Annotated in this window: 18 protein-coding genes and 1 pseudogene; 15 read left to right on the top strand and 4 right to left on the bottom strand. The window is 43.8% G+C overall.

The features are described from left to right. Positions 1-74: 74 nt before the first annotated feature. From WMO75_RS01150 to WMO75_RS01105, 10 genes are all read left to right on the top strand, one after another. Entirely contained in the window at positions 75-1,406 is a 1,332-nt protein-coding gene (locus tag WMO75_RS01150; RefSeq protein ID WP_118251818.1) for an MATE family efflux transporter, read from the top strand. Between the two features lie 15 nt (positions 1,407-1,421). Further along, positions 1,422-1,847 (top strand): MarR family winged helix-turn-helix transcriptional regulator, encoded by a 426-nt coding sequence (locus tag WMO75_RS01145; protein ID WP_022213822.1) that lies wholly within the window; start codon positions 1,422-1,424, stop codon positions 1,845-1,847. 103 nt (positions 1,848-1,950) lie between these two features. Then, positions 1,951-2,406, top strand: coding sequence for an APC family permease (locus WMO75_RS01140; RefSeq protein ID WP_349077489.1), 456 nt, complete (start codon positions 1,951-1,953; stop codon positions 2,404-2,406). Then, positions 2,399-2,749, top strand: coding sequence for a serine hydrolase (locus WMO75_RS01135; protein ID WP_349077488.1), 351 nt, complete (start codon positions 2,399-2,401; stop codon positions 2,747-2,749). The genes WMO75_RS01140 and WMO75_RS01135 overlap by 8 nt, the downstream gene beginning before the upstream one ends. A gap of 35 nt (positions 2,750-2,784) precedes the next feature. Next, complete coding sequence (locus WMO75_RS01130) at positions 2,785-3,603, top strand: hypothetical protein (protein WP_349077487.1); 819 nt, start codon at positions 2,785-2,787, stop codon at positions 3,601-3,603. A gap of 115 nt (positions 3,604-3,718) precedes the next feature. Continuing rightward, positions 3,719-5,290: an AAA family ATPase gene (locus WMO75_RS01125; protein ID WP_227221963.1), complete on the top strand. Its 1,572-nt coding sequence runs from the start codon at positions 3,719-3,721 to the stop codon at positions 5,288-5,290. A gap of 46 nt (positions 5,291-5,336) precedes the next feature. Then, positions 5,337-5,627, top strand: a complete 291-nt coding sequence (locus WMO75_RS01120) for a hypothetical protein (protein ID WP_147399624.1) — start codon at positions 5,337-5,339, stop codon at positions 5,625-5,627. A 9-nt stretch (positions 5,628-5,636) separates the two neighbouring features. After that, positions 5,637-6,464 (top strand): TrmH family RNA methyltransferase, encoded by an 828-nt coding sequence (locus WMO75_RS01115; RefSeq protein WP_227221962.1) that lies wholly within the window; start codon positions 5,637-5,639, stop codon positions 6,462-6,464. Positions 6,465-6,550: 86 nt separating this feature from the next. After that, positions 6,551-7,855, top strand: a complete 1,305-nt coding sequence (locus WMO75_RS01110; protein WP_173905172.1) for an MATE family efflux transporter — start codon at positions 6,551-6,553, stop codon at positions 7,853-7,855. Beyond that, on the top strand, positions 7,842-8,771 hold the full coding sequence (locus tag WMO75_RS01105) for an AEC family transporter (RefSeq protein ID WP_227221961.1): 930 nt from the start codon (positions 7,842-7,844) through the stop codon (positions 8,769-8,771). Before WMO75_RS01110 ends, WMO75_RS01105 begins: the two co-directional genes overlap by 14 nt. A 97-nt stretch (positions 8,772-8,868) precedes the next feature. Here the strand turns inward: WMO75_RS01105 and WMO75_RS01100 are convergent, their stop codons facing one another. Both WMO75_RS01100 and WMO75_RS01095 read right to left on the bottom strand, forming a co-directional pair. Further along, positions 8,869-9,510: a GDSL-type esterase/lipase family protein gene (locus WMO75_RS01100; RefSeq protein WP_227221960.1), complete on the bottom strand. Its 642-nt coding sequence runs from the start codon at positions 9,508-9,510 to the stop codon at positions 8,869-8,871. 108 nt (positions 9,511-9,618) lie between these two features. Further along, positions 9,619-9,822, bottom strand: a pseudogene (locus WMO75_RS01095) (UTRA domain-containing protein); the annotation flags it as partial. On the opposite strand from WMO75_RS01095, the gene WMO75_RS01090 reads away from it, so the two are divergent. Then, positions 9,800-10,429, top strand: coding sequence for an alpha-amylase family glycosyl hydrolase (locus WMO75_RS01090; RefSeq protein ID WP_227221959.1), 630 nt, complete (start codon positions 9,800-9,802; stop codon positions 10,427-10,429). The pseudogene WMO75_RS01095 and the gene WMO75_RS01090 overlap by 23 nt on opposite strands. A gap of 98 nt (positions 10,430-10,527) precedes the next feature. Here WMO75_RS01090 and WMO75_RS01085 read toward each other — a convergent pair whose 3' ends face one another. Then, entirely contained in the window at positions 10,528-11,112 is a 585-nt protein-coding gene (locus WMO75_RS01085) for a manganese efflux pump MntP (RefSeq protein ID WP_118698497.1), read from the bottom strand. Between the two features lie 375 nt (positions 11,113-11,487). On the opposite strand from WMO75_RS01085, the gene WMO75_RS01080 reads away from it, so the two are divergent. Then, the gene (locus WMO75_RS01080; protein ID WP_022213833.1) at positions 11,488-12,270 is read left to right on the top strand and encodes a ZIP family metal transporter; all 783 of its coding nucleotides are present in this window, start codon (positions 11,488-11,490) and stop codon (positions 12,268-12,270) included. A 93-nt stretch (positions 12,271-12,363) separates the two neighbouring features. Here the strand turns inward: WMO75_RS01080 and WMO75_RS01075 are convergent, their stop codons facing one another. Next, the gene (locus tag WMO75_RS01075; RefSeq protein ID WP_118698498.1) at positions 12,364-12,657 is read right to left on the bottom strand and encodes a hypothetical protein; all 294 of its coding nucleotides are present in this window, start codon (positions 12,655-12,657) and stop codon (positions 12,364-12,366) included. Between the two features lie 406 nt (positions 12,658-13,063). On the opposite strand from WMO75_RS01075, the gene WMO75_RS01070 reads away from it, so the two are divergent. The 3 genes from WMO75_RS01070 (at position 13,064) to WMO75_RS01060 (ending at position 17,278) form a co-directional block, all read left to right on the top strand. Next, complete coding sequence (locus WMO75_RS01070; protein ID WP_227221957.1) at positions 13,064-14,785, top strand: S8 family peptidase; 1,722 nt, start codon at positions 13,064-13,066, stop codon at positions 14,783-14,785. Positions 14,786-14,980: 195 nt separating this feature from the next. Continuing rightward, the gene (locus WMO75_RS01065) at positions 14,981-15,328 is read left to right on the top strand and encodes a TnpV protein (RefSeq protein WP_227221994.1); all 348 of its coding nucleotides are present in this window, start codon (positions 14,981-14,983) and stop codon (positions 15,326-15,328) included. Positions 15,329-15,439: 111 nt separating this feature from the next. Then, on the top strand, positions 15,440-17,278 hold the full coding sequence (locus WMO75_RS01060; RefSeq protein ID WP_227221956.1) for a DNA primase family protein: 1,839 nt from the start codon (positions 15,440-15,442) through the stop codon (positions 17,276-17,278). The last annotated feature ends 110 nt before the right edge of the window (positions 17,279-17,388 follow it).

Below are 17,388 nucleotides of genomic sequence, written 5' to 3'. Positions count from 1 at the left end.
TCTTGCATTATGTACGAAATCGTACTATGCTATCAAGTACGATTTCGTACATTTTTTATATCAGGAGGATTTTTATGCATATTGAATTATCGGAGCATTTCACTTACAGCAAACTGCTCCGCTTCACATTCCCATCCATCATTATGATGGTGCTGACCTCCATCTATGGTGTTGTAGATGGATTTTTTATCTCAAACTTTATCGGCGCAGAGCCTTTTGCTGCGGTCAACATTGTCATGCCGTTCCTGATGATCTTCGGTGCGGTCGGATTTATGATTGGAACCGGAGGCAGTGCCCTCGTTGCCTACACTCTGGGCGTTGGCGATAAGAAGAAAGCGAACGAGATCTTTTCTCTGCTTGTTTATCTGCTGGTCGGTCTGGGACTTCTGTTTACCGTAATTGGTGAGATCTTTGTCGGACCGATCTCGCAGTTTCTGGGTGCAGATGCCGAAATGCTCCCATATTGTGTGACTTACGGCAGGATCCTGATGCTTGCCCTTGTTCCGTTTATGCTTCAGAATGTATTTCAGAGTTTTCTTGTCACAGCGGAGCGTCCGCAGCTTGGACTTGTTACAACATTGGTATCTGGTGTGTTAAACATCGTGCTGGATGCATTATTTATCGCAGTATTTCGATGGGGAGTGGCAGGTGCCGCATCTGCTACAGCACTCAGCCAGACGATCGGCGGCATTGTACCACTGACCTTTTTTATCATGTCAAGGAGCAGTAAACTTCGTCTTGGAAAAACACATATGGATCTGCGTGCGATCACAAAAGCCTGTACAAACGGTGCTTCCGAGTTTATGACAAATGTGTCTATGTCAATCGTAAATATGCTGTATAACTGGCAGCTGATGCGAATGCTCGGCACAAATGGTGTTGCGGCATATGGCGTGATCATGTATGTGAACTTTATTTTTCTGTCTATTTATATCGGCTATTCGATGGGAAGCGCACCGATCGTAGGCTACCATTATGGCGCAGGAAACAGAAACGAACTGAAGAATCTCTTCAAAAAAAGCCTCAGGATCATTCTGGTCATGAGCATAGTTCTGACCATAGCGGCAGAACTTCTGGCAAGACCGCTGTCGATGATCTTTGTAAGCTACGATACGGAACTTTTGGAAATGACAACCTATGCATTTGCCGTATATTCCATTTCCTTCCTTGTTTCAGGATATAATATCTATGCCTCATCGTTCTTCACGGCACTGAACGACGGATTTACTTCCGCGATGATTTCTTTTGGAAGAACGCTGATTTTTGAAGTGATCTGTGTTCTGGTACTTCCGATCCTGTTCGGACCATATGGGATCTGGTATGCAGTGATCGCGGCAGAAATTTTTGCACTGATCCTGTCGATCTTCTTCCTGATGCGCAACAGGAAAAAATACGGTTATATTTGATGGGAGGCGTAGTTCATGGAATCAAGATTTAAAGAATGGGTTTATATTGAAGGTCTGATGCAGAGTGCCTACCATGAGTCTGCACTCAAGATGAATCTCTCAGACAGTGAATTCTGGATTTTGTATGTTTTTAATTTTCATCAGGAAGGCTGCAACCAGAGCGTTCTCTACAAAGAAGCCTGCCTGACAAAATCCACCGTAAATTCAGCAATCCGCAAGATGGAGCAGAAAGACCTCCTCTACCTTACCCCAGGAGAAGGCCGCAATACAATGGTCTTCCTCACCGAAAAAGGCCGTAAACTGATGGAAGACACCGTCTACAAAGTCATCCAGATCGAAAACACGATCTACGATACCTGGACACCTGAGGAACAGAAACTTTTTATGAAACTCAACTGTGATTTCGCCGAGAAACTGCGGGATAAAATAAAAGAACTTTGATAGCAGGGGCTGCCATATGGCAGTCCTGTTTTGACAACTCTAAGCGGCCTGTTTACAACAAACAAAAACTACGATAAAATATTCTTCTAAGAGCAAAGTTGAGGTGGCTGGTGTAGAGACGATTCTTCCGGCAGCACAGGCAATCCTGCCGTCCGTAGTCTACAAGATTTTTATGATCGGTGGACCGATTATGGCAATCATCACAACACTGAACGGAGTATTCAATGATGTCAGATATCCAATCGCACAGGCTGCAAAGGATGGCTGGCTTCCAAAAGGAATCCTGAAGGAAAATCGTTTTGGTGCACCATTTCTGATCTATACATACACATTGATCGTAGTACTGCTTCCGATCATTTTTGATATGAGCATCGTAACGATCACAAATATTTTCCAGGTGATCACATTTTTTATGAACGTAACAGTTGTATATGCGATCTCACGTCTTCTGCAGAAATATCCGGATGCCTGGAGCAAAAATAAATTCCATCTTAAAAAAGGCGGTATCCGTATTGAAACATCTATCTGGCAGCCGTCTGAGGAGGAGAAAAATGACTGATACATTTACAAGAACTGAACTTAATCCAATAAAACTGGCAGAAATGCTGGAAGAACTTGAGAATACAGTTGAACTGCACAGTATATCTGCTCGCTACAAAGGCGAGACTGTTCTGGAAGGAGCCTGGGCACCTTTTTCACTGAATGATCCGCAGATGATGCATTCCCTGTCAAAGATCGGAACCAGTATCTGTGTTGGTTTTGCTGTAGACGAAGGAAAACTTCATCTGGAAGATCATCTTCTGGATTATGTGAGAGAAGAGTTACCGGCGGCGTATGATGAAGCACTGGAAGATATTACAATTTATGATCTGCTTACCATGCAGGCAGGATCAACTGGCTGACAAGTCCGGAAGGACACAATACCGGCGGATGGGGAATGTATCTGACTGCGCCGCAGATTTCCGCACTGGCACAGCTTCTGCTTCAGAAAGGAAACTGGAAAGGCGGGCAGCTTGTACCATCCTGGTGGATAGAAGAAATGGGAAAACCGAGAGTAGAAATTCCGGGAGATGAAAAGAAAGCACTGACACATTATGCTTATCACATAAAAGCAGGAAAAGAAATCTTTGCGGCCGAGGGAGCATTTGGTCAGTATCTGATCTGTTTCCGTGATCTTCCGGTGGCAATTGGAATCACAGCAGGTGCGAGAGAATATCTTGCCGCAGATATCTGTCTGAAATATATAAAGGAAGCAGTTTCTGAACCATGCAAAGAGGAACAGCTGGAAGCAGCAGAGAAAGCACTTCGGGCCAAGATAAACAGCCTGTCACTTGTACAGCCGGAAGGTGCATTTCGAACTGCCAGACAGGAGGTTGCAAGATTATTTGACCGCAAGATTCTTTTTACAGAAAATCCACGAAAGATCGAGAGCGCAGTGCTTACGAAAGAGGGATATAGAATTAAGATTGAAGCTGTGATCGACGGCGAACAGAAAGTGCTTTATGCTGGCTACAAAGCATGGAAATGTAATGATCTTTACCCATCTGATTTTACAAAAAGATATCACAGCGTGGCTTATGCAATGGATGCAGAAGCACTGTATCTGTCCGTAGGACTTATAAATACTTCCTATAAAGAAGAATATTGTCTGTGGGTAAATTCAGAAGACAAAGTTATTGCAACCTGGCGTCCAAACGTAACTTATCTCCCGGAAGAACCGGATATGGTCTGGAAATTTACCGGAACCTTCGAATAAAAAATTAAAATACAGATCCGCAGAAATTGTGGGTCTGTATTTTTTTCACAAATCATAGAATCCAGCACGGCTTTGTGGTAAGATAAAACAAAAAGCAAGAAAGGACTGCACCAGAATGGGAAATTATCTGAATCCGGATAACAGTAAGTTTCAGAGAGCTGTAAATTCTGATATTTATGTGGATAAAACAGGGTTGATAAAATATACAAATCGTGTGATAAATACCATGCAGGCATATGTCTGTGTCAGTAGACCGAGACGTTTCGGGAAATCTATGGCGGCAGATATGCTGACTGCGTATTACAGCAGAGGCTGTGATTCCAGAGAGTTATTTGCAGGTCTGGAAATTGCGGAAGACAAAAATTTTACCAGATATCTGAATAAATATGATACAATTTTTCTTAACGTGCAGGAATTTTTAAGCCGAAGCTCTAATGTGCAGGAACTGCTTACCAGAATAAAACAGAGAGTGATCCGAGAACTTGCAAGACTGTATCCGGATGTGGAGTTGTTTGATCCGGAAGATCTGGCAGAGACCATGCAGGATATTTATGCAGAAAGTAAATGCCCATTTATTCTTATTATAGATGAATGGGATTGCATTTTTCGAGAATTTAAGAATGACAAAGAAGCACAGGAGAAATATCTGGATTTTTTGCGTGATTTGATCAAAGACAAAAGTTATATCCATCTTGCATATATGACGGGGATTCTTCCTATCAAAAAATATGGCACACACAGTGCGCTGAATATGTTTGATGAATTTTCTATGATAGACCCGGGACCATTGGCTTCTTATGTTGGTTTTACAGAAGCGGAAGTAAAAAAACTCTGTGAAGAGTATCATATGGAACTTAGTGAGATCAGAAACTGGTATGATGGATATTCTTTTGAGGAAGTTTCTTCTGTATACAGCCCCAAATCTGTAGTCAGCTGTATGAGGCTTGGAAAGCTGGGAAATTACTGGAACCAGACAGAAACGTTTGAGGCTTTGCAGATTTATATTGATATGAACTTTGAAGGACTGAGAGACGATATCCTGAGCATGCTTGCCGGAGAGGAAGTTCCGGTAAATACTGGAAGTTTTACAAATGATATGACAACTTTCCGTACCGAAGACGATGTTTTGACCTTGTTGATCCACCTTGGATATTTGGGGTATCATTATTCTGCAAGATCTGTGTTTATTCCTAATGATGAAATCCGGGCAGAATATGTGAATGCAGTATCCGTATCAGATTGGGGAGAAGTATCGAAAGCACTCAAAAATTCAGCAGATACCCTGCAGGCAATCTGGCAGGGACGTGAAAAACAGGTCGCGGAGGGGATTCGGCAGGCACACTTTGAGACTTCGCATATTCAGTACAATGATGAAAATGCATTAAGTTATACGATTTCGCTTGCACTTTATGCCGCGCGGAATTTTTATACAGTTCATCGGGAACTCTCTGGTGGAAAGGGCTTTGCAGATCTGGTTTTTATTCCAAGAAAGCGATTTGCAGATAAACCGGCGTTGGTAGTAGAATTGAAATGGAACAAAGATGCAGTCGGTGCTATCGCACAGATCAAGGAAAGAGAATATTGTCAGAGCCTTGAAGAATATCATGGAAATTTGTTGCTTGTCGGAGTTAATTATGATAAAAAAACACAGGAACATAGCTGTAAAATAGAAGAGTACAGGAAGTAGATATCTTATCAGAAATTGTGGGGTGACGGCGATGGATGCGGCTACAATGGTAGCAATCAATAATCTGAATATGCTGACGGTGATGTCAGCAATGCAGCAGACACAGAATTTTATTACAATCATTGATAGTGAAAAGGAGTATGAGGATATGAGCGGTTCGATGTTAGATCAGTATGTAGGACGGGATTGTGTAGTAAGTCTTTTTAACGAAGTTGGTGCGATCAAGGGCAGATTCGTCGAGGCAGATGCCCAGTGGGTCAAAGTCGAAACACCAAAGAAAGGCACACAGCTTATCAACCGGAATATGATCCGAAATATTACGTTTGATAATAAATAGGAGAACACCGTGAACAATATAATCGAAATCAACGACATCACCGTACCGGAATTAGACGTATACGCACGGATATCGGAAGTGCAGCTTCTGCGGTATTATGAACCAAAACCAGGGCTCTTTATTGCGGAAAGTCCGAAGGTGATCGAACGTGCATTAAATGCAGGATATGAGCCGCTTTCTTTTCTGGTTGAGCACAAAGACCTGGAGGGTGAGGCGAAGCAGATCCTGGAGCGATATCCGAAAATTCCGGTCTATACAGCAGAATATGATGTCCTTGTGGGAATGACCGGCTACGCACTGGCACGCGGCATGCTCTGTGCCATGAAACGCCGCCGTCTTCCGTCTGTAGAAGAAATCTGCCAGAATACCAGCCGCATCGCAATCCTGGAGAATGTCGTGAATCCGACAAATATCGGAGCCATTTTCCGCAGCGCAGCGGCACTTCATATGGATGCGGTCCTTCTGACCAGCGGGTGCAGTGACCCGCTCTATCGAAGAGCCGCCCGCGTAAGCATGGGAACGGTATTCCAGATTCCGTGGACATATTTTGACAAAAAATCCTCCTGGCCGGAAGAAGGAATGAAATCGATCCAGAACCTTGGCTTCAAAACCGTGGCAATGGCACTTCGTGACGATTCTTTCAGCATCGATGATCCGAAACTCCTCGCGGAAGAAAAACTTGCCATCGTTCTCGGCACAGAAGGAGACGGTCTGGCATCTCAGACCATTGCAGACTGTGACTACACAGTAAAGATCCCAATGTCACACGGCGTCGATTCCCTGAATGTAGCAGCCGCAAGTGCCGTAGCATTCTGGGAACTTGGCAGGAAACGCTGAATATAAAAAGTTCTTGAAAAGTCTATTGTCTTTTCGAGAACTTTTTACTATAATGCAGAGGACAGTCTGTGAAATGGAGAAAAATTATGCTAAAAAAATTTACAAAATATGTTTTCCAAAGTGTAGCAAGTATGATGGGGCAATCCGTGTATATTCTTGCAGACACTTTTTTTATATCGGTCAGCTCAGGAGCAAATGGACTGGCAGTCCTCAACCTGATCCTGCCGGTTTTTGGAATCATGTTCGCAATAGGATCCATGATCGGGATTGGTTCTGCGACGAGATACGGGATCCGCAGAGCCAAAGGTGAAGAGGCGGATCATTATTTTACACAGTCGATCAGCTGGGCGGTACTTTTCAGCATTCCATTTATGCTGATCGGGATTTTCTTCCCGGATAAATTTCTGGCGCTCCTTGGAGCAGATGCAGAGCTGATCGCGCTTGGCAAAACTTATCTGCGGATCGTCCTTGTTTTTGCACCGTTTTTTATGTGCAATTATTCCGTTACCGCATTTGCACGAAACGATTATGCAACCTCAACCGTAATGGCAGGTTCCCTTGCCGGCAGTGCCTTCAATATCGTGTTTGATTACATTTTTATTTTCCCGGCAGGGCTTGGATTTTCCGGTGCGGCGCTGGCAACTGCTTTTTGTCCGTGTGTTACGATGCTGGTATGTTCCACGCATTATTTCAGCAAAAAATGCAACATCGGTTTCAAATGGAAAAAACTGTCCGTGCGGCATCTGATCTCCTGTTGTCAGCTTGGCGTGTCCGCGTTTGTGGGCGAAATTTCCTCCGCAGTGATCACGTTCATATTTAATATGCTGATCCTTGGACTTACTGGAAGCACCGGAGTTGCTGCATATGGAGTAGTAGCAAACCTCTCGCTTGTGGGAATGGCGATCATGAACGGTATGGCACAGGGCGCGCAGCCTCTGATCAGCGAAAGCTTCGGCAAAGGTGCATCTGGCGATGTAAAAAAACTTCTCCGCTGGGCACTGACCTGCGCAGCAGCAATAGAAATCGTCATGGTCGCACTGGTCTGGACCTTTACAGATCCGTTTATTGCAGTATTCAACAGTGAAAACAACCAGCTTCTTCTGGAATATGCACACACAGGTCTTCGGTTATACTTCCTGGGATTTTTGTTCGCAGGAGTCAATATCATGCTCGTTGCATATTTTTCCGCAACAGCAAACCCACGTCCGGCAATCATCGGCTCTCTGCTCCGAGGTGCGATCGCGATCGGAATCTGTGCGATCGTACTTTCCAGGATTCTGGGAATGAATGGTGTATGGCTGTCCTTCCTGGCATCTGAAATGATCACCTTCGCAGTTATTCTGATTTTGTCGAAGTACAAGGAAAGCAGGAAAACAAATGAATACGCTTGAGATCCTGCTTCAGCAGATCGGCCTGTTTGTGATCTACATTCTGGCAGGCATGATCCTGGTAAAAACAAAAGTACTGAACAGTGAAACTCTTGATCCGATCTCAAGATTTGTGATCAAGATGGCACTGCCGGTGATGATTTTTGTCAATATCATAGACGGTGTGGAGCGGGATACACTTTTTCATTCCTTATCTATTCTGGTGATCGCAGCAGTGTTTTATATCTGCACGTTCATCATAAGTCTGGGAATGACAAAAATATTTCACCTGGGAGGCGACCAGGCGGGAATCTACCAGGCGATGTTTCTGTTTGGAAATGTCGGTTTCATGGGAATCCCGATCATCACGAGTATTTTTCCACAGAATGGAATCCTCTATGTTTCAGTATTTACCGTGATCGACCAGTTTATGTTGTGGACAATAGGAGTAAAACTGACCACTCCATGTGGAAAAGGCAAGTTTGATCCGCGGAAACTGGTCAATCCGGCAACGGTGGCGATCTTTGCGGCGCTTTTTCTCGTAGTAACAGGAATTAAAATCCCACAGCTTCTGGATACAGGATTGCAGAAGATAGGCGCGACAGCATCTCCACTTGCCATGATCTATGTGGGAGGTGTCTTTGCCTGCATCGATATCCGCAGATATATAAAAGAACTTGCCCTCTACGGAATCGTACTGGTCAAGATGCTTCTGATCCCGGTCATCATGTACGGGATTTTGAATCTGTTTCCGATTTCAGATGAGATCCATCTGACAATGGCTCTGATCGCAGGAATGCCGGCGATGACTTCTGTAGTTATGATGGCAAACAGCGCTGGCTCAGATGGAGACTATGCACTGGGCGGTGTGTTCGTGACGACGATATGCAGCATTGTGACACTGCCGTTTATCTGCTGGCTTTTGCAGTACATATTATAAGAAAAAAGAAGAAGATCAAACTTTGCCGAAATGGTTCTGGTAAGAGATTGATCTTCTTCTTTTTTCATTTGCGGGATATTACAGGTGAACAGTAATCTCAGATCACATTTGCAAGTCCCTTCTCAAGTGCAGTGATCTTATCATAAATAGCATCAGCGAGTGCAGCATGTCCAACTTCATCCATATGTTCACGGTCCATAGTGCTTGGAGAAGCAAAATCAGCGGCATTCAAAAAAGCAGCATGATTTTGGAGTGCAACTTTACGGTATTCATTTGCGAGATTTCTGGAAACGACCTCAGATCTCTCATCGAATTCCGGGTCAAAATCCGCTTCTCCGACACCATGACCAAGATGGATCGGAGAGACGACAAGCAGATCAAAGTGCTGAGATGCATTGAGCCGTGCTTTACGGATCACCTGATCCAGACCTCGGGCGATCACACTGGCGGATGCACCATAGCGGGTCTTGCAGTCGTTCGTTCCGAGCATGATGATCACGAGATTGAGAGGATTGTGCATTTCCACAGTGACACCGATCATATCCAGCCCCCGGTGGCTCTCGCGGAGCTCATCCTGAAAGACAGTAGTCCTGCCGCAAAGTCCTTCCTCTATAATATGATATTCTGGACCAAGCTTCTTCTGAAGAAGAGCAGTCCATCTTGTATTTTCATCAAAGCGTCCGGTCTTATCCGGCTTGTATCCCCAGGTATTAGAATCGCCAAAGCATAAGATATTCATGAGATCACACTCCTTAATCAAACAAAAACCATATAAACATACTAAATAAATATGTTATATATAATAAACGCTTTTTCAGGAAATGTCAATGTACTTTACGTCAATATTTTATTTTCTCACCGCATTATCATAGAAACGGAAATGATCCGGGCGGTGGCGGGACTGGGTGTACTCAAACATTACGCCGTCACTGTTATACGTCTGGCTGCTGACGACAGCGACACAGTTGTAATCCCGGATATTCAGGTCGAGATATTTTTCATCGATCTCAGTTACTTTTTCGACGGTCATGATCCTTTTGCTGTTGACGATTCATATGATGCGCGGAACTCCTTATATTTATCAGGGAGAAGAGCTTGGAATGACAAATGCTCATTACAGCGATATTTCCCAGTATCGTGATGTGGAAAGTCTGAACTATTATGAGATCCTTCTCTCAGAAGGAAAGTCAAAGGAGGAAGCACTGGAAATCCTTGCAGCAAAATCCAGAGACAACAGTAGAACTCCAATGCAGTGGTCGGCAGATGTAAATGCAGGTTTTTCAGAAGCGGAACCATGGATTTCTGTAATTGATAATTATAAAGAAATCAATGCGGAAAAAGAAATGCAGGATCCGGATTCTATTTACTCTTTCTATAAGAAACTGGTCGGACTCCGCAAAGAGAAAGCAGTGATCTCTGAGGGAACGATTGAATTTTTTGAGAGAGAAAATGCAGATGTGCTTGCATATAAGAGAAATTACAAAGAGGAAGAACTGGTCGTATTCAACAACCTGACCGGTGGAAAAATCGTACTCCAGGCGAAACCGGAGTGGAAAACTTACCATAAACTTCTGGGAAATTATGAAAAAGAGTATGAGATCGAGAATGGTGGCGAGATCATACTGGAACCGTATGAGACCCTTGTACTGGAAAAATAAAATGAGTGCCTCCACAATATAAAAAAGAACAGCCCTGCTTCATGTGTGACAGCGTGAAGCAGGGCTGTTCTGCACAGTGCAGATGTTTTATTATTTCATCAGAAAACCAGGATACCGAGGTGCTCCAGAAGGATCTTGAGCCCAAGGAGAACAAGGATCAGGCCGCCGATAAACTCAGCTTTGCTCTTGTATCTGCTTCCGAAGAAGTTTCCAACAACAACTCCGGCGATGGAGATGACCATGGTTGTGATCCCGATGATGGTGATCGCTTCTACGATCGGAGTTCCGAGGAAAGCAAATGTGATTCCGACAGTGAGTGCGTCAATACTGGTTGCGACAGCGAGAACAAGCATGTTTTTGTGGTCGATCGGTGCGTCCATGACATCGACAACTTCCTCTTCGTTCCATTCCCGGACTGCTTCGATCATCATTTTGCCGCCGATGAAGCCAAGCAGGATGAATGCGATCCAGTGGTCAATGCTTGTGATATATTTCTGGAACTGGCTGCCGAGGAGCCAGCCGACAAACGGCATCAATGCCTGAAATCCGCCGAAGTAAAGCCCGATGATGAGTGCCTGTTTTTTGTTCAGCTTTTTCATACCGAGCCCCTTACAGACAGAAACTGCAAAAGCATCCATAGAAAGCCCAACACCTAACAAAAATAGTTCAATAACGAGTGCCATAACAAAATCTCCTTTTCCTTTTTTCTTAAGAAAGTATCTGAACACGCAAAAAGACTCATGTATGCAGCAGAACAGTACAGACGTACAAAAGCGCTGTATGTATTGTTTTGCTGCATACATGAGTCTCATTCATTAAGATTTGCCAGGTACAAAATACCAGTATGTTGACAAATCACACGTTCCTTCGTGCAAATTACTCCCTCACGTAGTTTGCTTAAAATCAGATTTTTCCTACTATAACAAATGCACGGTGTGTTGTCAATAAATTTTTTCAATAAAAAAGAAGCAATTGCATAAAGTATGGCATGTGGTTATACTGTTTATGAATAAAGTTAAATAAAACTAACTTAAATATAAATAAGGAGGAATTAAGTGATGGATATGAATGCGTTTTACGGGATACTGATCCCGTTCATAGGTACCTCGGCGGGAGCCGCCTGCGTCTTTTTTATGAAAAAAGATCTCAACGCCTATGTGCAGCGGTGTCTAACCGGTTTTGCAGCAGGGGTGATGGTAGCGGCTTCGATATGGAGCCTTTTAATCCCGGCGATCGATCAGTCAGTGGAAATGGGAAAATTTTCATTTGTTCCGGCACTGATCGGTTTTTGGATAGGGGTACTTTTTCTGCTGATGCTGGATCACATCGTGCCGCATCTGCATCAGCACAGTGACCAGGCAGAGGAACCAAAAAGCTGTCAGCAGAGGACGACCATGCTGGTGCTTGCGGTCACACTTCACAATATCCCGGAAGGAATGGCGGTGGGCGTAGTCTATGCCGGATATCTGACAGGGAAAGCGCAGATCACCATGATGGGAGCGCTGGCACTTTCTCTTGGAATTGCGATCCAGAACTTCCCGGAAGGTGCGATCATCTCCATGCCGCTTCGCTCTGAAGAAATGGGAAAAACAAAAGCTTTTGTCGGCGGGGTGTTATCAGGAATCGTGGAGCCGATCGGAGCAGTGCTGACAATTCTTGCAGCCGGGCTGATCGTTCCGGCACTGCCGTATCTTCTGAGCTTTGCGGCAGGAGCCATGCTCTATGTTGTTGTCGAGGAACTGATCCCTGAAATGTCTGTGGGAGAGCATTCGAATATCGGAACGATCTTCTTTGCGGTGGGATTTTCACTGATGATGGTTCTGGATGTGGCATTGGGATGAGCGTAGAATGGAATCACTGATGGTTTTTCTTTTTGACATGCGGGCAATAAAAAAGCTGCCACAGAGGGCAGCTTGCAGGTGTGTTTTGTTGTCTTATCTGAAGGAAATGGACGGTACTGAATTGACAGCAGTGTGAGATTTTTTTACAGTACCGCGATAGATATAGAAGATACCGCCGAAGAATCCGAAGATCAATCCCGCATATCCACCGGTGCAAAGAACAACTGTTGCTTTGACAAGCACAGCCGCCTGGAGGAACGGACAGATCAGAGCACCAGCAAGAAGTCCGATCACTGTCCATCCAAGCACCAGAACAGGGAGAAAAACGGATGCGGTAGTATGTTTCTTTGTATTTTTTTTGATATGATTCCATAAAGTCTTATACATTGTAATCCCTCATTTCTTAATGAAAGCAGTTGTTTTTTTGATTTGTTTTCATTATAAAGAGAAATTGTAAAATGCAAATGCAGAGTAATGCAAAATCTATGTAAAATTATGGGTTTTGATCAAATCAGGTAAGCAGTGAAGCAGACCTCGGGTTAGTTTATTAGCATCGGATATAAGAGAAGAAAGATTTTTCGATGCAGAAATCCAGGATAACCATTGTTTCTCTGATTGTATATGATCAATTATTCGCAGAGAATTGATAATCTATTAAATCTTGCTGTGGAGGTTATAACGCAGAAACGGGTGAAGCAGAAAATGGAAATCAATGTATTGGAAAACTGCTAGAATATACTGGAAAAAGAGGAGCATATAATAAAGTAAATGTGCTATCTGAAATGAGATCTTTATGCCGGATCAGAAAATAGATAATCTTCTTAATCTTGCAATGGAGGCAACGCCACAGGAACGGGCAAAATCGGAAAATCTGAATGTTGGATATGATTCCACAGTAAAACTATGGGACGTGATCGTGAAATACAGCGGACCGGAAAGTGACCTTGGCGGTGATGGAATTCAGGCAGTTCCGTTGCTTGGAGGTTATGCAGTAGTGACTTTACCGGAAACAGAGATTGATGCGTACTCCGACAGACAGCAGGTGGAGTTTATAGAAAAGCCCAAGCGACTTTATTTTGAGACGCTTCAGGCGAAAGAGGCGAGCTGCATCCTGCCGGTACAGGCTGGTGCAAACGGATTGACCGGCGAAGGGATTCTGGTTGGCGTTGTGGATTCCGGAGTGGACTATTTTCATCCGGATTTCAGAAATGAGGATGGCAGCAGCCGGATCCTGCGATTATGGGATCAGAGTCTGGATGGAAAGCCACCAAGAGGTTATGTGACAGGAACTGAATATACGAAAGAAGAAATAGATAAGGCGCTTGCACTTGGGGAAACTGAGGGCAGGCGCCTTGTTCCATCCAGAGATTCCAGTGGACATGGAACGGCAGTTCTTGGAATCGCGGCGGGAAATGGGAGAGCATCAGGCGGAGTAAATCGCGGCGTGGCCTATAAAAGTGATCTGCTCGTTGTAAAAATGGGAAATGCACGGGAAAATTCTTTTCCACGGACAACAGAGCTGATGGAAGGGATTGATTATCTGATCCGGCAGACAGTGAAGATGAGAAGACCGATTGCTATAAATATCAGCTTTGGGAATAACTACGGTTCACATCAAGGGGATTCTCTGCTGGAAACATATCTCAGCAACGCAGCGAATGTAGGACGTTCTGTCATCTGTGTAGGAAGCGGAAATAATGGAAATGACCGGATCCATACGGCGGGACAGCTTCGACAGGGACAGACAGAAACTGTGGAAATGAGTATTGGGACTTATGAGACAACTTTGAATCTGCAGTTATGGAAAGCCTATGCAGATGAGATCGAGATTTCCATAGAAACGCCATCCGGCGAAAGACTGCCAACACTTTCGGAAAAAATCGGCACACAGAGATATCGTGCAGGGGAAACAGATTTATTGATTTACTACGGAAAGCCGGGACCTTTTCAGGTAACGCAGGAGATTTATTTTGATTTTATCCCTGTAGAGACATACCTCACCAGTGGAATCTGGAAGATTCATCTGCATGGCAGACGAATCCGGGAGGGTAATTATAACCTGTGGCTTCCGGGTGGAAATGTCCTGAACCCAGTGACCGGATTTTACCGTCCGATCGCTGCAGAAACACTCACGATCCCATCCACTGCAGCCAAAGTGATCACCGTAGGAGCCTATGACTCCAGACTAAACGCCTACGCCGATTTCTCCGGCCGCGGCGGATCGAATCTCTCATTCCCCAAACCGGATCTCGTCGCCCCCGGCGTAAACATCACCGCCCCCACTCCCGGCGGTGCCTATACCAGTGTCACCGGAACTTCTTTCTCCACTCCCTTCGTCACCGGCTCCGCCGCCCTCCTGATGGAATGGGGCATCATACAACGAAACGACCCATTCCTCTGGGGCGAGAAAGTCAAAGCCTACTTAAGACGAGGCGCGCAGCCCCTGCCCGGATTTAATGAGTATCCGAATGAAGCGGTGGGGTGGGGGAAGGACGTTATAATAAGGTTACATTGAAGAAAGTCAGTAAAATCAAGTGTTTCCGTTCATTTTCCCAACACAGAAAAGAAGCACTTTCACTATGATTTTGAAGAAAATCTGCCCGGGTTGGATTCAAAATGATATGGAAAGAAAGATTTGTAGCAATGACGTAACATGAATATCTGGTTCTGTTACAGATAAAAGTTTAAACGAAAGAGAGGTCTTATGAATATGAAATTAACGTACACGAATGTAAATGGATACCTGATCCCGAATCTCATCTATAAATCCGGTGAGCAGATGGAGCAACTTGGCAAGTATGGTTTTCTTCGCAGAGATTATCTGAAAAACCATCGAAATTCAACCTATCAGGTGATGCTTCTGCAGGATACGATTGGAAAGCATCTTCTGGAAGTGGACAAGGCAGCTAGGGAACGGGAGGAAGTGATTCTGAAACAGTTGGAAGAAAAAGAACCACTGCCGGATAAAGAGAAAGATCAGATGGCATGGGTAAGAGCTGCCAATCAGCACAGAGCGATTACAGAAGAGATTATCCTGAAAGAATTGATTTGTGTATAAGGATTGCCAGTAACTAATCTGGCAGGTAACTGATAAAAATAGAATATTGTGAGCGAAGTAAGGCGTGAGTCATAAGATATGGCTTGCGTCTTTTTCTTTGCCTGAAAGGAAGTGATAAGTTTGAACAAGAAGTTTTTGAAGCATTATATGGAAACCAATCCAGAAGGGACAGCACAGACCTATATCTTTCTGGTGGACAATCAGGATATCGCACTGAATATTGTGATGTCAGGTTATCAGGCACTTTGTCTGGTACAGGAAGATGACGGATATTATTTCAGTGCAGATTCCTTTATAGAAGAAATGAGAGCTATTCAGTTTACAGGAAGCTGTCAGAGTGCCTATCATTATGTGACTGCCTGTACGGTGAAGTGGATGAATGATAAGTTACAGACATTTTTCAAAGACGCTGGTCTTGATGGAAAAGCGGGCTGGCAGTTGTTCAAAGAGAAGGAGTACCTTGGCAAACTGGATAATCAGAAAGAAGTTGAGAAATTACTGGAAAAGTATATTCTTCGGTTTGAGCGATATCTGAAAGAAGAACCGGAACTGAGCCGTTTTCACTTATTTGATGCAAAAGGAAATGTGAAAGGTGTCCGGGATATGGAGATTGTAGATTACCTGGTGGAGAATGTTCAGTTTTTTGTGGTGGGAATCACACCGTATTATTATGAGCATGGAGTTTTCTTGGAAGACCATGATGGGGTAAGAATGAAATACCGTATCCAGAAGCTGATCTATCGTGACCAGATACAGAGTGGAGTGATCAAAAGAATCTATAATCTGCTGATCGCACAGCCAAAAGTTCACCGAGAGGCATATGAACTAAATAAACAACCTGTGCGGTGGATCAACTTCAAAAATGGATATTATGATCCGGTTACGGGTGAAATGCTGGAACACAATCCGGATTATCTGACAATCAATCAGATTCCATTTCCCTATTATCCAGAGGATTGTGAGCAGGTGTTACAAGGTGGAGATAATATCAAAAAGTATCTTGCATCGTCTCTTCCAAATAAAGAAGAACAGCAGACATTCTGGGAGTATTTTGGATACTGCATGACACAGGATACGCAGTTTCAGAAATTCCTTACACTGAAAGGAAATGGTGGAACTGGAAAGTCTGTGGCAGTATCACTGATTCAGTATGTAGTTGGAATCACCAATATGTCCAGTATTTCTTTACAGGATTTAAATAAACGATTCTATGCGACTGGAATGTATGGAAAGCTGTTAAATGCCTGTGCGGATATTCCCTGCAAAGCAATGGAGAACACAGATGTATTAAAGAAAGCAGTCGGTGAGGACACACTGATTTATGAGAAAAAAGGACAGGATGCAATTCATTTCCACTCTTATGCGAAGCTGCTTTTTTCTACCAATGAAATGCCGCAGAATCTTGAGGATAAGTCAGATGCTTTTTACCGTAGACTACTGATTCTTGATATGAACCGGGTAGTAAAAAGTGGTGAAAAAGATCTGCACTTAAAGGAAAAGGTACAGGCAGAATCCGATTATGCAATTCATATGGCGATGATTGCATTGAAAAATCTGTACGAACAGGGAAAGTTCACGGAGAGCGAACACAGCAAAGAATGTGTAAGAGAAGTGCAACGGACGTCAGATAGTATCTGCGCTTTTATTGATGAGTCATTGGTGCGTGCCAAAGGAAAACGTCTGAAACGAAGTGAAGTGTTCCATATGTATGAGGAATACTGCAAAGAGAATGGCAGACAGGGGCATGGTAAGTCCAACTTTTTCAGGAATATGACGGATAAAGGTTTCCTTCTGAAGCAGTACAATGGTGAGTTCTATTATCAGGATATTGCAGTTAAGGAAGAAGATTTTTGTCCTGTAGATCCAGAAGAAAGAATACCTTTTGAAGAGACAGATATAGATTATAAACAGTTACAATTAAATATGAATCAGGGAATTAAGGGCATTTAGGGCAAAATAAGCAAAAAGAAATGTTACCGGAGCAGGAGAAATAACAAAGATAGCTGCCAGAGTACATAAAATTTTGCTTTTTTTACACTGATTGCCCTTTTTCAGGTATC

Origin of the sequence: Blautia intestinihominis, assembly GCF_040096655.1 — a bacterium.
Classification (GTDB): domain Bacteria; phylum Bacillota; class Clostridia; order Lachnospirales; family Lachnospiraceae; genus Blautia_A; species Blautia_A intestinihominis.
Note: the sequence above shows the minus strand (reverse complement) of the source record. Positions and strands in the feature narration are given on the sequence as shown.

Bases quoted from the DNA above. Each gene is read 5' to 3' on its own strand.
- WMO75_RS01085 (WP_118698497.1), bottom strand. From the start codon at position 11,112: ATGGCACTCGTTATTGAACTATTTTTGTTAGGTGTTGGGCTTTCTATG.
- WMO75_RS01130 (WP_349077487.1), top strand. From the start codon at position 2,785: ATGTATCTGACTGCGCCGCAGATTTCCGCACTGGCACAGCTTCTGCTT.
- WMO75_RS01150 (WP_118251818.1), top strand. From the start codon at position 75: ATGCATATTGAATTATCGGAGCATTTCACTTACAGCAAACTGCTCCGC.
- WMO75_RS01145 (WP_022213822.1), top strand. From the start codon at position 1,422: ATGGAATCAAGATTTAAAGAATGGGTTTATATTGAAGGTCTGATGCAG.
- WMO75_RS01090 (WP_227221959.1), top strand. From the start codon at position 9,800: ATGATCCTTTTGCTGTTGACGATTCATATGATGCGCGGAACTCCTTAT.
- WMO75_RS01080 (WP_022213833.1), top strand. From the start codon at position 11,488: ATGGATATGAATGCGTTTTACGGGATACTGATCCCGTTCATAGGTACC.
- WMO75_RS01125 (WP_227221963.1), top strand. From the start codon at position 3,719: ATGGGAAATTATCTGAATCCGGATAACAGTAAGTTTCAGAGAGCTGTA.
- WMO75_RS01065 (WP_227221994.1), top strand. From the start codon at position 14,981: ATGAAATTAACGTACACGAATGTAAATGGATACCTGATCCCGAATCTC.
- WMO75_RS01070 (WP_227221957.1), top strand. From the start codon at position 13,064: ATGCCGGATCAGAAAATAGATAATCTTCTTAATCTTGCAATGGAGGCA.
- WMO75_RS01100 (WP_227221960.1), bottom strand. From the start codon at position 9,510: ATGAATATCTTATGCTTTGGCGATTCTAATACCTGGGGATACAAGCCG.
- WMO75_RS01105 (WP_227221961.1), top strand. From the start codon at position 7,842: ATGAATACGCTTGAGATCCTGCTTCAGCAGATCGGCCTGTTTGTGATC.
- WMO75_RS01110 (WP_173905172.1), top strand. From the start codon at position 6,551: ATGCTAAAAAAATTTACAAAATATGTTTTCCAAAGTGTAGCAAGTATG.
- WMO75_RS01120 (WP_147399624.1), top strand. From the start codon at position 5,337: ATGGTAGCAATCAATAATCTGAATATGCTGACGGTGATGTCAGCAATG.
- WMO75_RS01075 (WP_118698498.1), bottom strand. From the start codon at position 12,657: ATGTATAAGACTTTATGGAATCATATCAAAAAAAATACAAAGAAACAT.
- WMO75_RS01135 (WP_349077488.1), top strand. From the start codon at position 2,399: ATGACTGATACATTTACAAGAACTGAACTTAATCCAATAAAACTGGCA.